The sequence below is a fragment of the Variovorax paradoxus genome (genome assembly GCF_009755665.1).
GTDB lineage: Bacteria > Pseudomonadota > Gammaproteobacteria > Burkholderiales > Burkholderiaceae_C > Variovorax > Variovorax paradoxus_G.
The window spans coordinates 1,149,971-1,169,908 of the sequence record NZ_CP046622.1 but is presented as its reverse complement, the minus strand read 5'-3'; the positions used below and the strand labels follow the sequence as shown (position 1 = coordinate 1,169,908).

Below are 19,938 nucleotides of genomic sequence, written 5' to 3'. Positions count from 1 at the left end.
GCTATGCCCGCCACCCTGCAAGTCAAGTCGGACGCGGCGCCGTGCCGCGCGGCATCAAAAAAAAAGCCGTCAGGCGGCAGCCGGCCGCTCGCCGCCGTGCAGACGGCGCTCGATGTCTTCGAGCACATTGGGCAGGTCGGCCACGCTGTCGATCACGTAGTGCGCGCCCGCAGCCCGTAGCTGCGCAGTAGCCCGTTCTCGGTGTTCCTGCTGCTGTGCAGCATCGAGCGCCTGCCATTCGGCGAGCGTGAGGCCGACCGCGTTCCCGCTCACCGCAAGGCCCACGGCCCAGGTCCCCGCGTTGAGGCCTTCCTGCAGGCCCACGCCGGTGTCGTCGACCTTGACCACCATGCGCGGCGGCCACACGCCAAGGTCGGCAAAGCAGCGGTACATCATGAGCGGCGAGGGGCGGCCTTCGGCAAGATCGCCGGCGCACACGAGGTTGTCGGGCGCATAGCCGCCGGCCGCAGCAATGGGCACCACCACTTCCATGATCGGTCGGTTGTAGCCTGTGGTCGAACCGATCTTGAGGCCACGCTCGCGCGCGGCGTCGACGGCCTCCAGCGCGCCGGGAATGAAGCCCGCATGGTCGCGCACGCTGGCGGCGTTCATCGGCGTGAATACTTCGTAGAGGCGGTCGACATCGGCATCGCTGAAGGCATGGCCCTGCGCAGCCTCCCACTGCGACGCGATGCGCGGCAGCGTGCCCAAGGCCTTGATGTGGTCCCACTTCGCCATGCCCATGGGGCCGCGTGCCTCGGCGATGGTGATGTCCACGCCGAACTGCTCGAACAGCTTCACGAAGGCGCCCATGGGCGCGCAGGAACCGAAGTCGATGATGGTGCCGGCCCAGTCGAAAACGACGGCCTGGAGCTTGGAGTGGTTGTGGGCGTTCATAAAAAGGGGTTGATCACCATGTCTCGAATACGTCGTGCGCAATGCCGAAGCCGGTGCTCGCGCCGGTACCGCTGGTGACCAGCACCACGCGCGTCGCGTCGTCGGGCGCATCGATCACGCAGGGCGCGCTCTTCGACGAGGGATAGACGCCGGTCCACCGCTCGGTGACCTGCGCGGTTTCGAGATTGAGCGTGCTGCGCAGGTGGCGCAGGATGAGCTGGTCGACCTCTTCCATTGCAAACGGCTCGGGCGCATCGCCGTAGTGATGCGAGTCGCCGACCACCAAAGAGCCGTCGGCGCTCTGCACCACGATGAGGTGAATGCCGCGCGCGAGCGAAGCGTCCTCTTCCTCCCGCAGCCGCGCGCGCAAGGCGGCCGCTTCGGGCAAGGTGCTGTAGCCCTCGTAGCGCACCAGGCTCAGGTCCATCATTACCGAGCCCGGCAGGCGAAAGCCGGCCTCCGGCTTGACGCGCAGCATCTGCAGGCGGCACAGCGTGAGCTCGTATGCCGCAATGCGCTCGGCAAACAGGCCGTGCAGGTCGGTGTTGGTGCACACCACCACGCGCTCGCCGCGCAGCGTGCCGCGCGACGTGCGCACGCGCGGCGTTTCCACCTCGTGCACCGTCTCTCCGAAGCGGAACACCACGCTATGCACATCAGCCAGCCACTTCGCAAGCAGGCCGATGGCGGTGCGCGATTCCACGCGCAGCTCGTGCGGGCTGAAGAGCACCGAGCATGCATCGGCCAGGCTCAGTGCCGGCGCCTTGGCCTGCGCGTCGACCGCATCGAGCAGTTCGCAGCCTTGGCCCATGGGGGTTCGCATGAAGGCTTCGAGCACATCGTGCGCCTCGCGGCGGTAGGCCGCGAGCCAGAGGTTGCGATGCACGATGTCGATGCCCGCCTGCGGCGCGATGTGCTGCCAGACCTCGCGGGCGTGCATCGCGCGGCGCCAGGTGTCGCCCCGCGCCTGTCCGGTGATGGTGATGAACCCGAAGTTGCGGATCGATGCGCCGATGCAGGCCGCATCGCGCTCGACCACGCACACCTTCAGGCCGCGCTGTGCCGCGGTGTAGGCATGGGCCATGCCCACGATGCCGGCGCCGACGACGATCACGTCGAAGCTGTCTTTGCTGTTGCTGCTGCTGAATTGGGGGCCGGGCATTACCGGTTTCTCCAGGTTTGGGTGCGCGCGAGCGCCCAGTGCCCCGCCAACGCGAAGACACCCCGGCCTATAGCAGCCGTGAGCATGATCAGCGAAGCCATGGCGGCGGCGGGCGCCACGTCGCCGGCATCGTCCATGTTGAGCACTGCAATGGCGGCCAACGTGGTCTGCGGCGAGTAGAGGAACACGACGGCCGACACGGTCGTCATCGCGTTGACGAAGAAATAGCCGGCCACGTTGAGCACAGTGGGCAGCGCCACCGGCAGGTGCACGCGCCAGAGCGTGCGCCAGAAGGGAACGCCCATCGATTCGGACACCAGCTCGTATTCGCGGTCGAGCTGGCGCAGCGCGGTGACCGAAGTCAGATGCGCCACCGAGAAGAAATGCGCCACGGTGCACACCACGAGGATGGTCATGCTGCCGTAGATGGCGCGCAGCGGGTTGGCCGGAGAGATGAAGAAGAAGATGTAGCCAACGCCCAGCACAAGCCCCGGCACCGCGAGCGGCAGGTTGGCCAGCAGGTTGAGCAGCTCGCGTGGCAAGCCGAAGTGGCGCGGCTTCTCGACCAGGTAGGCCGAAATGAAGGTAACGAATGCACCCACCACTGCGGCACACACGGCGAGCCGCAGCGAGTTGAAGTAGCTGCCCCAGCCGCCGCCGTCCATGTTGCTGAAGTCGTAGTTCTTGAGCGACGGCGCGAGCTTGTAGGGCCAATAGGTGGCGAGCGATGCGAACACCGCCATGCCGATCATCACGAGGATGGCACAGGCCGTGATCGTGCAGAACACGAGCAGTGCGCGGTCGCGCGTCTTAACTGGCTCCGGTCGGTAGGGCGTGGCGCTCGCCGAGAGCGCTGCGGCCTGCTTGCTGCGCACGTGCCGCTCGACGAGGAACGACAGCACCGCCGGAATCAACAGCACCAAGCCGACCACCGCGCCCATCTGAAAGTTCTGCTGCCCGACCACCTGCTTGTAGATGTCGGTAGCAAGCACGCCGGTCTGTCCGCCCACCACTTTGGGGACGCCAAAGTCGGTAATCACCAGTACAAACACCACCATCGCCGCCACGATCAGGCCGTAGCGGGAAGACGGCAGTGTGACGGTGCGAAAGGTGCGCCAGCGAGAAGCACCGAGCGTTTGCGCCGCCTCGTAGAGCCGGCCATCCGAAGTGCCCATGGCGGTGGTGAGAATCAGCAGCGCATGCGGCAGTGTCCAGAACACCGACCCCAGCACAATGCCGAGCGGGCCATAGATCGACACGTCGCCGAGCAGCCCCTTGAAGATCCCCTGGTTGCCAAACAGATAGACCAGGCTGATGGCCGGCAACAGCGAAGGTGCAAGCAGCGGGATGAGCGCCACGGCACGCAGCACGCCCTTGGCCGGCATGCGAGAGAGCGTGAGACCGTAGGCGTACACATAGGCAATGGCCGTACAGATCACGGCGCTGATCGCAGCGAGCCCCAGGCTGTTGAAAGCCGACTGCACCAGCGCAGGGTTCTCGAGGTAGCGCGCAAAGTTGGCAAGGCCGACGAACACGCCGGTGCGGTCGAAGAAGCTCTGGCCAACCAGTGCGCCAACGGGCAGTGCGACGATCACCACCAGCAGCAATACGACGAGCCACACGGCGGCGCCTGTCAGCCAGCGCTCGCGGTCCAATGCGCTGCTGCGTGGCGCCACCGTCGGAAGGGTGGCGATGGCTTCAGGAGAGCTGCTCATGTCAGCAGGGCCCCGCTCGCGATTTGGTGGTGGTTGAGTTCAGGGCGGGTGCAAAGGCCACCGGGTACTCCCCTCCGCGAATGTCCCCCGCCTTCGGCTCCTCCTTTATTTCGCTGCGGGGAGCACCCGATGCCCTGTGCACCGAGGCACGCTGCTGGTGCTCGGCCGATCGACGACCACCGTTCATAACGCTCCCGTCGATGGGGTGCCTTGCGCAGCGAAATAAAGGAGGAGGCCGAAGGCCGGGGGACATTCGCGGAGAAAGGTACCCCGTCGGCGGGAGCGCACCCCGATCGACCCACCGCAATCAGAAAGCGAACTCTCATTCAATGCGCCAGAACAGACAGCGCATTCAAAGGCAACTGGATATGTACCATGCTGCTGGGCACCAGCGGCTCGCCGCCATCGCCACGCGCATCGGCCGGCAGCTCGGCCTCGATCTCGATACCCAACGGCTCGCAAGCCAGCCGGGCCGAGGTGCGGTTGCCGAAGAATTCCGTGTCCAAAAGCCGCGCCGCAAAGCTGTTGGCGCCGAGCTCCGAGCCGAAGCGCTTGACCACCACATGCTCGGGCCGAATGCCCACCGTGGCCTGCGCACCGACGCTCAGGCTACCCGGCGCGCAGAACAGTTCACTGTCGCGCACACGCACCTTGCCATCGGCCAACACCGTGGCGGGCAGCATGTTCATGCGCCCGACAAAGCCCGCTACAAAGCGCGTGCGCGGTTGCCGGTAGAGCTCGTCGGGTGTGCCCGCCTGCTCGATGCGGCCGTTGTGCATCAACACCACGCGATCGGCCATCGAAAGAGCTTCTTCCTGATCGTGCGTGACCATGATGGTGACGATGCCCAGGCGCTTCTGCAGTGAGCGTATTTCACTGCGCAGGCTTGCGCGCACCTGCGCATCGAGTGCCGACAACGGCTCGTCGAGCAACAGAAGGCGCGGGTTGGGTGCCAGTGCACGGGCCAGTGCCACCCGCTGCTGCTGGCCGCCCGAAAGCTGCACCGGGTATTTGTCGGCATGGGCGGCCAGCCCGACCAGGTCGAGCATTTCGCGCGAGCGCTTGGCCATCTCGCGGGCCAGTGCACCTGTGGGATGCAGCCCGTAGGCAATGTTCTGCGCGGCCGTGAGATTGGGGAACAGCGCATACGACTGGAACACCACGCCAAAGCCGCGTGCTGCCGGCGGCAGGCCCGCGATGTCCTGCCCGCCGAGCAGAATCTGCCCGCTGTCGCCACGCTCGATGCCACACACGATGCGCAGCAGCGTGGTCTTGCCGCAGCCCGAGGGTCCGAGCAGGCAGACGAACTCGCCTGGCTCGATGTCGAGGTCGATGCCGTCGAGCACCCGCGTGGCGCCAAAGGACTTGCCGATGCCGCGAAGGGAAAGAAAGCTGGTCATCACATCGGCTTCTTTTCCGACTTGGATTCGTAGCGCTTCGACCATTCCGTCAGGATGCGGTCGCGGTTGGCAGCGGCCCAGGTGAAGTCGTTCTTGGCGAGAAGCTTCTCCACGTCGCCCGGCACGAACTCGAGCTTTTCCTGGATGCCCGGCAGCGCGAGCACCGCAAAGTTCTTTGCATACAGCTCATTGGCCTGCTTGGTCACGGCCCAGTCAGCGAGCGCCTTGGCTGCTTCCTGCTTCTTGCTGGTCTTCATGATGCCGGTGGCTTCCATGTCCCAGCCCAGGCCTTCCTTGGGCAGCACGATGTCGATGGGCGCGCCGTCGCGCTTGGTCTTGTTGGCGCGGTATTCGAACGACATGCCAAGCGCGAACTCGCCGGCGCCGGCCTGGCGGCAGGGCTTGCTGCCCGACTGACTGTAGATGCCGATGTTCTGGTGCAGCGCGTCCATGTACTTCCACGCTTTTTCTTCGCCCATCATCTGGATCCAGCCCGACACCATCAGGTAGCCCGTGCCCGACGCGGCGGGGCTGGGCATGGTGATCTGGCCCTTGTAGACCGGGTTGGTCAGGTCGGCCCAGCTGGTAGGCTTGGGCAGGCTCTTCTTCGTGGCTTCGGCGGTGTTGAAGCAGATGGCCGACGACCACACGTCCATGCCCACCCACTTGGGCGGGTTGGCCGGATCGCGCATCGTGGGCTTGATGGCATCGAGACCCTTGGGCGCATAGGGCTGCAGCATGCCTTCCTTGTCGAGCAGCATCAGCGAGGTGGCGGCCAGGCCCCACACCACGTCGGCTTGCGGGTTGGCTTTCTCGGCCAGCAGCTTGGCGGTGACGATGCCGGTGGAGTCGCGCACGAACTTCAGTTCGATGGCCGGGTTCTCCTTTTCGAACGCGGCCTTGTAGGCCTGCACCTGGTCGGCCTCGAGCGCGGTGTACACCAGCAGCTCGGTGCGGCCCTGTGCCGAAGCGGCAAAGGCCAGCGAAAGCAGAGCGGCCGGCACGGCGGCCCAGCGGATAGAACGACGCAGCATGGGGAATACCTCGGAAGGAAAAGAAGACGAAGCGGGAAGTAACGCGGAAGAAGAAAGTACCCACGGCTAGCGCCATGAACGCGGCGATGCTGGCAGCGGCATGTGACAGGCATTTGTCAGAAGGCACGCGCCGGCATGGTGCTTGCAGGGCTTCGTCACGCCCTCGTCACCGCAATGCACGAAGCTGGCGCCCTGCCGCCTGCGCTTTTCGCCTTTTGTTTCAGAGCCATGACACTCGACCTCGCCGAGATCGCCCGCCTGTTCGCCGACCGGGGCGGGGTTGCCTATGCAGGCGAGCCGGTGTCGCAGCTCGAACATGCGCTGCAATGCGCCTGGCTGGCCGAGCAGGCCGGCGCGGACGATGCGCTGGTCACGGCCTCGCTGCTGCATGACCTTGGCCACCTGCTGATCGCAGAGCACCAGACGCTCTCGCGCTCACCCACCGAGCTGGGCATCGACGACCGGCACCAGTACATTGCCATGCCGGTGCTGCGCGGCGCCTTCGGGCTGGAGGTGCGCGAACCCATCCGCCTGCATGTGGATGCCAAGCGCTACCTTTGCGCGACCCGGCCCAGCTACTTCGCGCGGCTTTCGCCCGATTCGGTGCGCAGCCTGGCACTGCAGGGCGGGCCGATGAGCGCCGAAGCCGCCCGGCGCTTTGCCGACCATCCCTGGTCGGGCGATGCGATCCGGCTGCGGCTCTGGGACGAAGAGGCCAAGGTGGCTGGACTGGAGACGCCGCCGCTCAAGCACTTTCTGGAAATTGCGGCTCGAGTCATGCTGCGCTGAGGCTGCGGCCCCGCGGGCCTGCGGGCCTGCGCGCGCGAGCTTCAGGCCGGCTTAAGAAATTTGTCTAGGATGGCTTCCTCAAGATCTCCGCGCGCAAGCGCCTCCGAGGAAAACCCCGCATGTCTCCTTCCGTCAATGAACGCGCCAAAACCTTCGTTCAGGTGCTGCGCCGCGTCTTAGCGCTCGCGGCCCCCTACTTCCGGTCGGAGGAGAAGTGGCGTGCGCGGATCATGTTCGCGGCCATCGTCGCGCTCAATCTGGCCTATGTCTATGCGCTGGTGCTATTCAACCAGTGGTATGGCCGTTTCTACGACGGGCTGCAGAACAAGGACGCGGTCGTGTTCTGGCGCGAAGTCCGCGTGTTCTGCGTGCTGGCCTTCTTCAATATCGCGCTGCAGGTGCTCAAGTTCTACGTGACGCAACTGCTGCAGCTGCGCTGGCGCGCCTGGATCACGCGCAATTATCTCGGCCGCTGGATGGCCAACCGCACCTTTTACGAGCTGGAGCTTGCGCGCTATGCCAAGGGAGACGGTGCCACGCCCGACAACCCCGACCAGCGCATCCAGGAAGACATGCAGCTCTTCACGGCCGCGACCATGACGCTCTCGATGGGCCTGCTGAACGCCGTGGTCACGCTGATCAGTTTCGTGGGCATTCTCTGGGGCCTGTCGGGCATGGTGGCGCTGCCGATCGGCGGCAGCACCTACGAGATCGCGGGCTCGATGGTCTGGCTCGCGCTTGTCTACTGCGTGGTCGGTACCGTGATCACCCACTACATCGGCCGGCCGCTGATCGGGCTGAACTTCCGTCAGCAGCGCTTCGAAGCCGACTTCCGGCACCACCTAGTGCGTGTGCGCGAGTACAGCGAGGCAATCGCCCTCGATCGGGGCGAGACGGTGGAACGCGGCCAGCTCGACCTGCGCTTTGGTGCGGTGTTGCGCAACTATCTCGCGCTCATCAAGCAGCAGAAGAACCTCGTGACCTTCACCGCCTTTTTTGGCCAAGCGGCGGTGATCTTCCCGTTCGTTGTGGCGGCACCGCGCTTCTTCAGCGGCGCGATCCAGCTGGGACAGCTGATGCAGATCTCGTCGGCCTTCGGCCGGGTGCAAGACGCGCTGAGCTGGTTCGTCGACAACTACGACAACGTGGCTTCCTGGCGCGCCACGGCCGACCGCCTCACCAGCTTCGACGACGCGATCCGTGCGCATGCCGAAAAATCGAACGCCTTCGAACGCAGCGATGCAGAGGTGCTGCGAACCGACGGCCTCTCGCTGCGTCTGCCGGGTGGCAGCAAGCCGCTGCTCGCGAATGCAGCGCTTTCGGCCGCGGCCGGCGACAGCGTGCTGGTGCAGGGCCCCTCGGGCAGCGGCAAGTCCACGCTGTTCCGCGCCTTCGCGGGCATCTGGCCGTTCGGAAGCGGCAAGGTACAGGTGCCGGCGGACGCGATGTTCTTGCCGCAGCGGCCGTACGTGCCCAACGGACCCCTGCGCCAGGCACTGGCCTATCCCGAAGATGCCGCCAAGTACAGCGACACCGAACTGCGCCAAGCCTTGGCCGACGCCCTGCTGCCTGACCTGGCCGCACGGCTGGACGACAGCGACGCGTGGAGCCAGAAGCTCTCGGGTGGTGAGCAGCAGCGGCTCGCGATCGCGCGCGTGCTGCTGAAGAAACCGCGCTGGGTCTTCGCCGACGAGATCAGCAGCGCGCTCGACGCGCCGGCCGAGCACACGCTTTATCAGCGGCTTTCGGAGATGGTGCGCAGCCGAAACGGCGCAATGGTCTCCATTGCGCACCGCGCAGCCGTGGGCGAGTTCCACACCCAGCGTTGGACGCTGGTGCCGGAGGCAGAGGGCTCTGCCGCGCGCTATCGCGTGGAGGTGACGCCGGCAGGCGCCGCCGCCGCGTAGCGCTCCCACCCCTTCTTGCGCAAATCGCAAGCGGGGCATTCGCCGCAGCCGTAGCCCCAGGCCTGGCGATGCTCCCGATCGCCCAGATAGCAGGTGTGGGTTTCTTCCACGATCAGGTCGACCAGCGGCTCGCCGCCGAGGCGGTGCGCCATCTGCCAGGTCTCGGCCTTGTCGATCCACATCAGCGGCGTTTCGATGACGAGGCGGCGCTCCAGCCCGAGCGAGAGCGCGAGCTGCATTGCCTTCATGGTGTCGTCGCGGCAGTCGGGGTAGCCCGAAAAGTCGGTTTCGCAGACGCCGGTAACGATCACCTGCAGGCCGCGCCGGTAGGCCAGCGCGCCAGCAAGCGTGAGGAACAGCAGGTTGCGGCCGGGCACGAAGGTGTTGGGCAGGCCGTCGGCCTGCATTTCGAACGCTACCTCTTCCGTGAGCGAAGAGCCGCCGAGCTGCGCCAGCGCGGCGAGCGTGAGCACGTGGTCTTCGCCCAGGCGCGGCGCCCAGTCTGGAAAGCGCTCGCGCATCTTCGAAAGGATGGTGCCGCGCACGTCGAGTTCGACGCGGTGCCGCTGGCCGTAGTCGAAGCCCAGCGTTTCGACGCGCTGGTATTTGGAGAGCGCATCCGCGAGGCAGGTGGTCGAGTCCTGGCCACCGGAGAACAGGACGAGGGCGGTGGTGTGCAGGGGCATTTCTCTTCGACGGCAGTGAGCCGTCGCGGGTACAAAAGCCCTGATTTTCGCAGCCTGCTAGAGAAAGCGCTCGAGCAGCTTGCGCGATGGGCGGTCGAGCGCCTTCACGTCGGGAATGCGGAACTGCACGCCGTGCGCGCTGGCAATCAGCAACGCGCCGCCTTCGAGCCGGCGGATGTCTTCCTCGGCCTTGAGCACGAAGGTGGTTTCGCCGCGGTCGGTGTTCACGGTCCAGGTGCTGGGCACGCCGAAGCTCGACACGCCGTGCAGCTTCAGCAGCGTGGGCGCAAAGTCGCGCACCGCCAGCTCTTGCTCGAGCAATGCACGCGTTTCAGGCGGCAGGGCCTCGACGCGATCGATCCAGACCAGCTCGCGGCCTTCGCCGCCAACCAGCGACACGCCCTCTCCGGGCGCGCTGAGCGGAAATGCACGCACTGGCGTCACGCCCACGTGGCGCTCGCCCCCGGCATCGGTCAGCACAAGGCGGTCGAAGGCATCGCGCGCAAGGTCAAAAACCGGGGCAGCGGCTGTGTTGTTGCTGTTGCTCATCACGCGTCTCCCGCCGGGTGCGCCGCATGGCTCGGCACCAACTGCACCTGGGCGCCCGCACGTTCGTTCACCGCGCCTTCGCTCGCATCGTCGTCCGCCTGGCGCAGTTGCGCCTGGTAGAGCCGCCAATAGGCGCCCTGCTTCGCCATCAGGTCGTCGTGCGGACCGACCTCGACCACCTCGCCGCGGTCCATCACAACCAGCCGGTCGGCCTTGCGCAGCGTCGAGAGGCGGTGCGCAATCGCAATGGTGGTGCGGCCCTGCACGAGGTTGTCCAGCGCCTTCTGGATTTCTTTCTCGGTCTCGGTGTCCACGGCCGAAGTGGCCTCGTCGAGGATGAGGATGCGCGGGTCGATGAGCAGCGCGCGCGCAATGCTGATGCGCTGGCGCTCGCCGCCTGAAAGGCCCTGGCCGCGTTCGCCCACGAGCGAGTCGTAGCCATGCGGCAGGCGCAGGATGAAGTCATGCGCATGCGCGGCGCGCGCTGCGGCCACGATTTCTTCGCGCGTGGCATCGGGCTTGCCGTACGCGATGTTCTGCGCAATGGTGCCGAAGAACAGGAATGGCTCCTGCAGCACCAGCCCCACGTGGCGCCGGTAGTCGGCCACGGCAAAGCGGCGGATGTCGGTGCCGTCGACCTTGATGGCGCCATCGGTCACGTCGTAGAAGCGGCAGATCAGGTTGACCAGCGTGCTCTTGCCCGAGCCGCTGTGGCCCACCAGGCCGATCATCTCGCCCGGCTCGATGGTCAGGTCGAGGTCGCGGATCACCGCGCGCGAACCGTAGCGAAAGCCGAGCCCGCTCATCTCGATGCGGCCCTGCACGCGTTCGATCTTCACCGGGTTGGCGGGCTCGGGCACGTTGCTCACGTGGTCCAGGATGTCGAAGATGCGCTTGGCGCCCGCCGCGGCCTTTTGCGTGACCGACACGATGCGGCTCATGGAATCGAGCCGCGTGTAGAAACGGCCGATGTACGCGATGAAGGCGGTGAGCACACCCACGGTAATGCTGCCGCGCGCCACCTGCCAGATGCCGAAGCCCCACACCACGAGCAGGCCGATTTCGGTCAGCAGCGACACGGTGGGCGTGAACAGCGACCAGGTGCGGTTGAGCTTGTCGTTGACCTGCAGGTTGTAGACGTTGGCAATGCGAAACCGTTCGGCTTCGCGGCGCTCTTGCGCAAAGGCCTTGACCACGCGAATGCCGGGAATGGTGTCGGCCAGCACGTTGGTGACCTCCGACCACACGCGGTCGATCTTCTCGAAGCCCGTGCGCAGACGGTCGCGCACCACATGGATCATCCAGGCGATGAAGGGGAGCGGCACCAGCGTGACCACCGCCAGCAGCGGATTGATGGACACGAGGATGACCGCGGTCATCACGATCATCAGCACGTCGTTCGCAAAGTCGAGCGCATGCAGCGAGAGAAATACGTTGATGCGGTCGGTTTCCGAGCCGATGCGCGCCATCAGGTCGCCCGTGCGCTTGCCGCCGAAATAGTCGAGCGGCAAGGTCAGCAAGTGCTCGTACGTGGTGGTGCGCAGGTCGGCGCCAATGCGCTCCGACACCAGCGCCAGCAGGTAGGTGCGCGCCCAGCCCAGGCCCCAGCCGACCAGCGCCGCGCCGAGCAGCCCGCTCAGGTAAAGCGCCACACGTGAGGGATCGATCTTCTGCCCGTTCTGGAACGGAATCAGGATGTCGTCCATCAGCGGGATGGTCAGGTACGGCGGCACCAGCGTCGCGGCGGTCGAAATAAGGGTCAGGAAGAAACCCGCGATCAGCTGCTTGCGGTAAGGCTTGGCAAAGCGGCCCAGGCGCAGCAGCACCCAGGTCGAAGGGGGGGTCTGCAGCTCGGTGTCGGCGGCGCCCGGGTCGTCGCCATCGGGCTCCGCTACCGCTTCGGCGACAACTCCGTTCGCCCGCTGGCCGAACAGCTTGAGCAGCCGCAGCGCGGCTGGCTGGTTGGCCAAGGTGTAGCGCCAGCGCGCCAGCCGGCCCTTTGCGCCGACCAGATCAAGGGTTCCAACGCCCGAATGGTCGTTGAGATACAGTTCCAGGGATTCATCGGCTAGTGACCACTCACACCATTGCCCGCCCGGTTGCAGCGCCATGAGCCGCCGGTCGGTCAGGGCCACGAGGCCAAACGTAAACAGAAGTTCTTCGTCGAGGTCAACCGGTAATGTGACCAGAACGTTTTCCGCGGCAGCGAGCCGGCTTTTCAGCGCGTCTGATGCCGCCTCTGTTTCGCCCTCCCGGGTGCCGACTGGATCGTGATGTTGCATTGTGTTTCTTTGACTCTTGCCCGTCGCGGGCCTCAGGGACCGCGCCATGGCGTCCTTTGTCGGGCGCCGATTCTGACCGATTGCCATGGGCGCGCTTGAAGGCGCCGTGGTGCTCGGCCAAAGCACATCGAACGTTTGCATGACCCGTTTCGACGACATCCGCCTGCTGCGCATCAACTATTTGCGCGGTCCCAACCTCTGGACCTACCGTCCGGTGCTCGAAGTCTGGCTCGATCTGGGCCAGCTGGAAGACTACCCCTCCAACAAGATCGACGGGTTTACCGACCGCCTGACGACCCTGCTGCCGGCGCTCATCGAGCACCATTGCGGCGTGGGCGAGCGCGGCGGCTTCATCCAGCGGCTGACTGAAGGTACCTGGTCAGGCCACGTGCTCGAACACGTGGTGATCGAGCTCTTGAACCTGGCCGGCATGCCGACCGGTTTCGGCCAGACGCGCAGCACCTCGGAGCACGGCGTCTACCGCATGGTGTTCCGCGCGCGCGACGAGCAGGTCGCCCGCGTGGCGCTGGCCGAAGGCCATCGCCTGCTGATGGCGGCCATCAACAACGACCCGTTCACCGCCGCCGACGTGCAGAAGGCGGTCGATGCGGTCAAGGCCAAGGTTGAAGACTGCTACCTCGGCCCGAGCACCGCGGCCATCGTGTCCGCGGCCACCGACCGCGGCATACCGCACATGCGGCTGAACAGCGGCAACCTGGTGCAACTGGGCTACGGCGCCAACCAGCAGCGCATCTGGACCGCCGAAACCGACTACACCAGCGCCATCGGCGAGTCGATTGCCAGCGACAAGGAGCTGACCAAGTCGCTGCTCGCGAGCTGCGGCGTGCCGGTGCCCGAAGGACAGGTGGTGGCCAGCGCCGAAGAGGCCTGGGAAGCCGCCGAAGACATCGGCCTGCCGGTGGTCGTGAAACCGTCGGACGCCAACCACGGCCGCGGTGTGTCGCTCGAACTCACCACGCGCGAAGAAGTCATGGCCGCCTATGCGGTGGCCGAGCCCGAAGGCAGCGACGTGATGGTCGAGCGCTTCATTCGCGGCCACGAACACCGCCTGCTGGTGGTGGGCGGCGAAGTGGTGGCGGCTGCGCGCGGCGAAATCATTACCGTGACCGGCGACGGCAAGAGCACCGTGGCCGAGCTCATCGAAAAGCAGCTCAACAGCGATCCGCGCCGCGGCGCCGAAGAGGAATATCCGCTCGACCTGATCGTGCTGGCCACGGATGCCAAGCTGCAGCTCGAACTCAAGCGCCAGGAGCTCGACGCTGCTTCCGTGCCGGCCGCCGGCCGCGTGGTCACCATCCAGCGCAACGGCAACATGGCCAATGACTGTACCGACCAGGTCCACCCTGAAGTGGCGCATGCCGCCGTGCTGGCCGCGCGCGTGGTGGGGCTCGACATTGCGGGCATCGACCTCGTGGCGCAGGACATCGGCAAGCCCCTCGGCCCTCAGCGCGGCGCTATCGTCGAAGTGAATGCCGGCCCCGGTCTCCTGATGCACCTGAAGCCGGCCGTCGGCTCGCCGCGCCCGGTGGGCCGCGCGATTTGCGACCACCTGTTTCCCAACGACGCGCCGGGCCGCATTCCGGTGGTGGGCGTCGCGGGCTCCAAGGGCACCGCCGTGCTCGCGCGGCTGGTTGCCTGGGTTATCAACCTCGGCGGGCGCCACACCGGCCTTGCCTGCCGAGACGGCCTCTTTCTCGAGCGCCGCCGCGTCGATGCACGCGACAGCGCCAACGGGGACGCCGGCCACCGCCTGCTCGTAAACCGCGCGGTGGAAGCCGTGGTGATCGAGAACGGTGCCGAAACGATTCTGCGCGACGGCCTGGCGTACGACCGCTGCGAAGTAGGCATCGTCACCGACCTCGAAGGCGTCGAGGCGCTGGCCGACTACGACATCACCGAAAGCGACCAGATGGTCAAGGTGTTGCGCACGCAGGTCGACGTGGTTCTGGCCGAAGGCACGGCCGTGCTCAACGCGGGCGATCCGCGCGTGGCCGGCCTGGCGCCGCTGTGCGACGGTTCCGTCATCCTGTATGCCGCCGATCCGCAGGCCCCTGCCCTCACCGCGCACCAGGCCGCGGGCGGCAAGGCCGTGCTGGTGCGGCAAGACCGCGTGGTGCTGGCCACCGGCAGCAGCGAATCTTTCCTGCCCGGCCTTGGCCGCCTCACCGTCTGGCGTGCCACGCACGCGGGTGTCAGCCTCGAGAGCCTGCTGGCCGCCGTGGCCGCAGCCTGGGCGCTGGGCATTCCGCTGAACCTCATCGGTGCGGGCGTCGAGGCTTTCGAGGCCGACCTGCAGGCCGCGCTGGCCTCGCTGCAGCTCTCGCAGACGCAGCCGCTTTCGTCCCAACCCCAATTTGCCTGATGCGCGCCGCCCCATGAAAGTTACCCGTACCCGCGCCTTGCGCGGTCCCAACCTCTGGAGCCGCCACACTGCCATCGAAGCCGTCGTTGCCTGCGAAGGCGATGAAAACGCCGTCAGCCGGTTGCCGGGCTTCGAAGCTCGCCTGCGTGCACGCTTTCCCACCATCGGCGAACTGCATCCGATGGTGCTGGGGCAGCCGCTCGCGCTCGCGCACGTGCTCGAGAACGCCGCCGTGGCGCTGCAGGCCCAGGCTGGCTGCGCCGTCAATTTCGGCCACACCTCTCCCACCGTGGAAGAAGGCGTGTACCAAGTCACCTTCCAGTACAGCGAAGAAGCCGTCGGGCGCCGCGCACTCGCGCTGGCCGAAGAGCTGATTGCAGCCACACTGGCCGACACGGCGTTCGACGCCTCCGCCGCCATCACTGAATTGCGCGACCTCGACGAATCGGAGCGGCTCGGCCCGAGCACCGGCTCCATCGTCGATGCCGCCGTGGCGCGCGGCATTCCGTACCGCCGCCTCACCAGCGGCAGCCTGGTGCAGTTCGGCTGGGGCTCCAAGCAGCGCCGTATCCAGGCGGCCGAAATCGACAGCACCAGCGGCGTGGCCGAATCGATTGCGCAGGACAAGGAACTCACCAAGCAGCTGCTCAATGCCGCCGGCGTGCCCGTGCCGCTGGGCCGGCCCGTCGCCGATGCCGACGACGGCTGGGCCGCGGCCATGGAAATCGGCCTGCCGGTGGTCGTAAAGCCGCAGGACGGCAACCAGGGCAAGGGTGTCACGGTCAACATCACGACCCGCGAGCAGCTCACGGCTGCCTGCGAATCGGCCGCGGCATACGGCGAAGTCATGGTCGAGAAATTTCTGCCGGGCTTCGATTTCCGCCTGCTGGTGGTGGGCGACCGCCTCGTGGCCGCCGCGCGGCGCGATCCGCCGAACGTGATCGGCGATGGCAGCTCCACCGTGCGCCAGTTGGTGGACGCGGTGAACCTCGACCCGCGCCGCGGCGAAGGACACGCCACCTCGCTCACCAAGATCCGGCTCGACGACATCGCCATCGGCCGGCTCGAGGCCCAGGGCCTCACGCCCGAGAGCGTGCCCGCGCGCGGCGAGCGCGTGGTGCTGCGCAACAACGCCAATCTTTCCACCGGCGGCACCGCCACCGACGTAACCGACACCGTGCACCCCGAAGTGGCTGCGCGCGCGGTCGATGCGGCGCAGATGGTCGGCCTGCACATCTGCGGCGTGGACATGGTGTGCGAGAACGTGCTGCGTCCGCTCGAAGAGCAGCACGGCGGCGTGGTCGAGGTCAATGCCGCGCCCGGCCTGCGCATGCATATCTCGCCCTCGTTCGGCCGCGGCCGCGCGGTCGGCGAGGCCATTGTGGACACGCTCTTCGCCCCCGGCGACGACGGCCGCATTCCGGTGGTGGCCGTGACCGGCACCAACGGCAAGACCACCACGGCGCGCCTCATCAACCACCTGCTCGCATCGAGCGGGCTGCGCACCGGCATGACCAACACCGACGGCGTGTACGTCGACGGCCGCCAGACCGACAGCGGCGACTGCAGCGGCCCCAAGAGCGCGCGCAACGTGCTCATGCACCCTGACGTGGATGCGGCCGTGTTCGAAGTGGCGCGCGGCGGCGTGCTGCGCGAAGGCCTCGGCTTCGACCGCTGCCAGGTGGCCGTGGTCACCAACATCGGCAGCGGCGACCACCTCGGCCTGAACTACATCACCACAGTCGAAGACCTGGCGGTGCTCAAGCGCGTGATCGTCCGCAACGTGGCGCCCGATGGCTATGCGGTGCTCAACGCCGCTGATCCCAACGTGGCCGCCATGGCCGCCGGCTGCCCCGGCCACGTGATCTTCTTCACCGCCGACCGCCAGCATCCGGTGATGGCCACGCACCGCGCGCAAGGCAAGCGCACCGTGTACGTCGACCAGGACACGCTGGTGGCGGCCGAGGGCTCGTGGCGCGAGCGCATTGCGCTGCGCGACGTGCCGATCACGCGCAACGGCACCATCGGTTTCCAGGTCGACAACGTGATGGCCTCGGTGGCCGCGGCATGGGCCGTTGGCCTGGACTGGGACACCATTCGCAGCGGCCTCGCCAGCTTCATGAACGACGCGGCCGGCGTGCCTGGGCGCTTCAACGTCATGGACTACCGCGGCGCCACCGTGATTGCCGACTACGGCCACAACACCGACGCCATGCGCGCGCTGGTGTCGGCCGTGGACACCATGCCGGCCAACAAGCGCTCTGTGGTGATCAGCGGCGCCGGCGACCGGCGCGATTCCGACATCCGCGACCAGACAGCCATCCTGGGCCAGGCCTTCGACGACGTGATCCTCTACCAGGACGCGGCCCAGCGCGGCCGTGCCGACGGCGAGGTGATGGCGTTGCTGCGCCAGGGCCTGCAGGGCGCGGCACGCACGCGCTACATCGACGAGATCCGCGGAGAGTTCGTCGCCATCGACACCGCGCTCGCGCGGCTGCAGCCGGGCGACCTGTCGCTGATCCTGGTCGACCAGGTCGAAGAAGCGCTCGCGCACCTGGCGCAACGCATCGCAGCGGGCTGACCGCCGCCCGGGGCTGACGGACACGTCCCACACGCATCGGCGAGTCTGGCCGGGCCTGCTGTCTCTGCAGTCCCACACCCCGCAAGGGGTGCGCCGGGCCAGACTGTTGCTCCGGTCGCGCTTTCGGAGGGCGCGCCTCAACCAGGAGCATCCGATGACAACAACAGTTCGTTCCGCCCTTTCTGCTGCCGCGCTTTTTGCGGCAAGCGGTTTTCTCATACCCGGCCCGGCCTCGGCGCAAGCCCAGGCGCCAGGTTCGGCCGCACGCGCGCAGCAGGAGCGCGCCGTGTGCGACGGCGTCCAGCAGGACCGCGCCGCATGTCTTCGCGAGGCCGGTGCCGCGCGGCAGGAAGCGCAGCGCAATGGCCTGACCAACGTTGGCCCGGGCCGCGCAGACGCCAATGCCATGGCGCGTTGCCGCGAACAGCCGGTTGCCGATCGCGCCGATTGCGAAGCCCGCCTGCAGGGCGGCGCACGCACCACCACCGAAGGCAGCGTGATGGGCGGCGGCGTCATCCGCGAAACCGTGACACCCCTGCCGCCGCAACCTGCCGCGCCTTCGCGCTGAGCAGCAAACCCACGCGTGGAACCCGACGGGAACATGCCTGTCGAACAGTTTTCGTTTCGCGCCACTTAGAGGAGCACACCATGAACAGCACCACACGTTCGATGATTGCCGCCCTGATTGCCGTGGGCGGTATTGCCGCGGCCACATCGGCCTCCGCGCAGCCGCGTCGCGGCGATTCCACCTACCAGCAGGAGATCGCGGTCTGCGGGCACAACCAGCAAGACCGCGCCGCCTGCATTCGCGAAGCCGGCGCCGCACGCCAGGAAGCCGCTCGCGGCGGCCTGACCAGCGCGCCCGACTACCAGCGCAACGCGCTCGCGCGCTGCGGACTGCAGCCGCCGGCCGATCGCGCCGACTGCGAAGCACGCGTGCTCGGTGGCAGCGGCAACACCCGCGGTGCAGTGGACGGCAGCGTGATGGGCGGCGGCGTGATCCGCGAATCGGTCACCACCGTTGTCATGCCGGCCCCCGCCGTGATGCCAGCCCCCACCGTGATGCCGGCTCCGGTGCCCGCGCCTTCTCGCCTACCGGCTCCGGCGATCGCGCCGATGGCACCCATGACGCCGATCGCGCCCATGCAGCCGGCGCCGCTGCCCGCACGCTGATGCAGCGCTGAGCGTCGCAGCTGCGGCACCCGTCGTCGCCTTTCGATGCGGCGACGGGGCTGCATACAACAGGCCCGCACGCTCTTTGATGACCCCGCTTGTCACACGACTGTCATAAAGCACGGCGGGCTGCTAGCTATAGTTCTCGGTCTCTGCCTACCGAGGAAACCTTTCCCATGAATGCCATCAAGGTCGCTCGCCGATTCATAGAAACGGACCCGGCCAACGAATCGGCCAAGATCCTGGCCCAGCTCGTGTTGGCGCTCGAATCCGAACGCAGTTTCGAGCTGGTCACGCTCTACAGCCTTGACTACAAGAGCTTCGAGCTCGCCATGGACATCCTGAAGGAATGGCGGCTCGACCGCTACTACGCGAGCAAGTCGAAGCTGTTCGACCTCTCGCTGCAGGTCAGCGAACTCGAGAAGAGCTGAGCGCCCTTCTCTTTCACGTCTTTTCTCTTCAGCGCGCCCAGCGCAGCACCAGCGGATCGAGCCGTTTCGCGGTTTCGATCAGCCCTGCGCGCGTGTCCGGGTGCATTGCCGGCAGAGGATGCCGCGGTGCCTCGCAGGCGATCACACCGCCCTCCTTCATGAGCGACTTGCAGGCCAGGAGGCCGGCCTGCCGGTTCTCGTAGTTGATGAGCGGCAGCCACTGCTGATAAAGCGCGAAGGCCTTGTCACGGTCCCCCGCGCGATGCGCCTCGATGATCGGACGGATGCCGTCCGGGTAGCCGCCGCCGGTCATTGAGCCTGTCGCGCCGGCATCAAGGTCGGGCATCAGCGTGATGGCCTCTTCGCCATCCCACGGGCCTTCGATGGCATCGCCGCCAAGGCGGATCAGCTCGCGCAGCTTCGAGGCTGCACCGGGCGTTTCGATCTTGAAGTACGCGACGTGTTCGATCTCCTTGGCCATGCGCGCGAGGAACGGCGCCGACAGCACCGTGCCGCTCGCCGGTGCGTCCTGGATCATGATCGGAATGTCCACCGCGTCGGAAAGGCCGGCATAGAACTCGAAGATCTGCGGCTCGGGCACGCGGAACGTGGCGCCGTGATAAGGCGGCATCACCATCAGCATGGCCGCGCCCATGTCTTGCGCGCGCCGGCTGCGCTCGGCGCATACCTTGGTGCTGTAGTGCGTGGTGGTCACGATCACCGGCACGCGGCCGTTCACGTGCTCCAGCATCGTGCGCGTGAGCACCTCGCGCTCTTCGTCCGACAACACGAACTGCTCCGAGAAGTTGGCCAGGATGCACAGGCCGTCGGAGCCCGCGTCGATCATGAAATCGACGCAGCGCTTCTGGCTCTCGAGGTCGAGTGCGCCCTGTTCGGTGAAGGTGGTGGGCACCACCGGAAAGATGCCGCGGTATCTGGGAGTCATGAT

General features: G+C 66.8%; 16 protein-coding genes. 7 read left to right on the top strand and 9 right to left on the bottom strand.

Annotated elements, in window-relative coordinates; translation table 11 throughout:
* Positions 1-69 precede the first annotated feature (69 nt).
* The 5 genes from phnX to GOQ09_RS05365 form a co-directional block, all read right to left on the bottom strand.
* Positions 70-897 (bottom strand): phosphonoacetaldehyde hydrolase, encoded by an 828-nt coding sequence (gene phnX, locus GOQ09_RS05385; RefSeq protein ID WP_157612317.1) that lies wholly within the window; start codon positions 895-897, stop codon positions 70-72.
* A 13-nt stretch (positions 898-910) separates the two neighbouring features.
* The gene (locus tag GOQ09_RS05380) at positions 911-2,059 is read right to left on the bottom strand and encodes a TIGR03364 family FAD-dependent oxidoreductase (RefSeq protein WP_157612315.1); all 1,149 of its coding nucleotides are present in this window, start codon (positions 2,057-2,059) and stop codon (positions 911-913) included.
* Positions 2,059-3,774 carry a putative 2-aminoethylphosphonate ABC transporter permease subunit gene (locus GOQ09_RS05375; RefSeq protein ID WP_157612313.1) on the bottom strand — a complete coding sequence of 572 codons (1,716 nt, stop codon included), beginning with the start codon at positions 3,772-3,774 and terminating at the stop codon, positions 2,059-2,061. Before GOQ09_RS05375 ends, GOQ09_RS05380 begins: the two co-directional genes overlap by 1 nt.
* 326 nt (positions 3,775-4,100) lie before the next feature.
* Positions 4,101-5,174: an ABC transporter ATP-binding protein gene (locus GOQ09_RS05370; RefSeq protein WP_157612311.1), complete on the bottom strand. Its 1,074-nt coding sequence runs from the start codon at positions 5,172-5,174 to the stop codon at positions 4,101-4,103.
* Positions 5,174-6,208, bottom strand: coding sequence for a putative 2-aminoethylphosphonate ABC transporter substrate-binding protein (locus GOQ09_RS05365; RefSeq protein ID WP_157612309.1), 1,035 nt, complete (start codon positions 6,206-6,208; stop codon positions 5,174-5,176). The genes GOQ09_RS05370 and GOQ09_RS05365 overlap by 1 nt, the downstream gene beginning before the upstream one ends.
* Before the next feature lie 228 nt (positions 6,209-6,436).
* On the opposite strand from GOQ09_RS05365, the gene GOQ09_RS05360 reads away from it, so the two are divergent.
* Positions 6,437-6,997 (top strand): phosphonate degradation HD-domain oxygenase, encoded by a 561-nt coding sequence (locus GOQ09_RS05360; protein WP_157612307.1) that lies wholly within the window; start codon positions 6,437-6,439, stop codon positions 6,995-6,997.
* A 119-nt stretch (positions 6,998-7,116) separates the two neighbouring features.
* On the top strand, positions 7,117-8,904 hold the full coding sequence (locus GOQ09_RS05355) for an ABC transporter ATP-binding protein/permease (protein WP_157612305.1): 1,788 nt from the start codon (positions 7,117-7,119) through the stop codon (positions 8,902-8,904).
* On the opposite strand, the gene queC is transcribed toward GOQ09_RS05355, so the two are convergent.
* The 3 genes from queC to GOQ09_RS05340 are packed head-to-tail and all read right to left on the bottom strand — an operon-like array spanning position 8,862 to position 12,421.
* Positions 8,862-9,590 carry a 7-cyano-7-deazaguanine synthase QueC gene (queC, locus tag GOQ09_RS05350; RefSeq protein WP_157612304.1) on the bottom strand — a complete coding sequence of 243 codons (729 nt, stop codon included), beginning with the start codon at positions 9,588-9,590 and terminating at the stop codon, positions 8,862-8,864. The genes GOQ09_RS05355 and queC overlap by 43 nt on opposite strands.
* 57 nt (positions 9,591-9,647) lie before the next feature.
* Positions 9,648-10,139 carry a DUF1854 domain-containing protein gene (locus GOQ09_RS05345; protein WP_157612302.1) on the bottom strand — a complete coding sequence of 164 codons (492 nt, stop codon included), beginning with the start codon at positions 10,137-10,139 and terminating at the stop codon, positions 9,648-9,650.
* Positions 10,139-12,421 carry an ABC transporter ATP-binding protein gene (locus GOQ09_RS05340; RefSeq protein WP_157612300.1) on the bottom strand — a complete coding sequence of 761 codons (2,283 nt, stop codon included), beginning with the start codon at positions 12,419-12,421 and terminating at the stop codon, positions 10,139-10,141. The genes GOQ09_RS05345 and GOQ09_RS05340 overlap by 1 nt, the downstream gene beginning before the upstream one ends.
* Before the next feature lie 139 nt (positions 12,422-12,560).
* Between GOQ09_RS05340 and cphA (GOQ09_RS05335) the strand changes: the two genes are divergently transcribed.
* From cphA (GOQ09_RS05335) to GOQ09_RS05315, 5 genes are all read left to right on the top strand, one after another.
* The gene (cphA, locus tag GOQ09_RS05335; RefSeq protein ID WP_242631008.1) at positions 12,561-14,804 is read left to right on the top strand and encodes a cyanophycin synthetase; all 2,244 of its coding nucleotides are present in this window, start codon (positions 12,561-12,563) and stop codon (positions 14,802-14,804) included.
* A gap of 13 nt (positions 14,805-14,817) precedes the next feature.
* Complete coding sequence (gene cphA / locus GOQ09_RS05330; RefSeq protein ID WP_157612296.1) at positions 14,818-17,385, top strand: cyanophycin synthetase; 2,568 nt, start codon at positions 14,818-14,820, stop codon at positions 17,383-17,385.
* Between the two features lie 154 nt (positions 17,386-17,539).
* Positions 17,540-17,953, top strand: coding sequence for a hypothetical protein (locus tag GOQ09_RS05325; RefSeq protein ID WP_157612294.1), 414 nt, complete (start codon positions 17,540-17,542; stop codon positions 17,951-17,953).
* An 80-nt stretch (positions 17,954-18,033) separates the two neighbouring features.
* Entirely contained in the window at positions 18,034-18,558 is a 525-nt protein-coding gene (locus GOQ09_RS05320) for a hypothetical protein (RefSeq protein ID WP_157612292.1), read from the top strand.
* Positions 18,559-18,734: 176 nt separating this feature from the next.
* Positions 18,735-18,989, top strand: coding sequence for a hypothetical protein (locus GOQ09_RS05315; RefSeq protein ID WP_012746204.1), 255 nt, complete (start codon positions 18,735-18,737; stop codon positions 18,987-18,989).
* Between the two features lie 28 nt (positions 18,990-19,017).
* Here GOQ09_RS05315 and GOQ09_RS05310 read toward each other — a convergent pair whose 3' ends face one another.
* Complete coding sequence (locus GOQ09_RS05310) at positions 19,018-19,935, bottom strand: dihydrodipicolinate synthase family protein (protein WP_157612290.1); 918 nt, start codon at positions 19,933-19,935, stop codon at positions 19,018-19,020.
* Positions 19,936-19,938 lie beyond the last annotated feature (3 nt).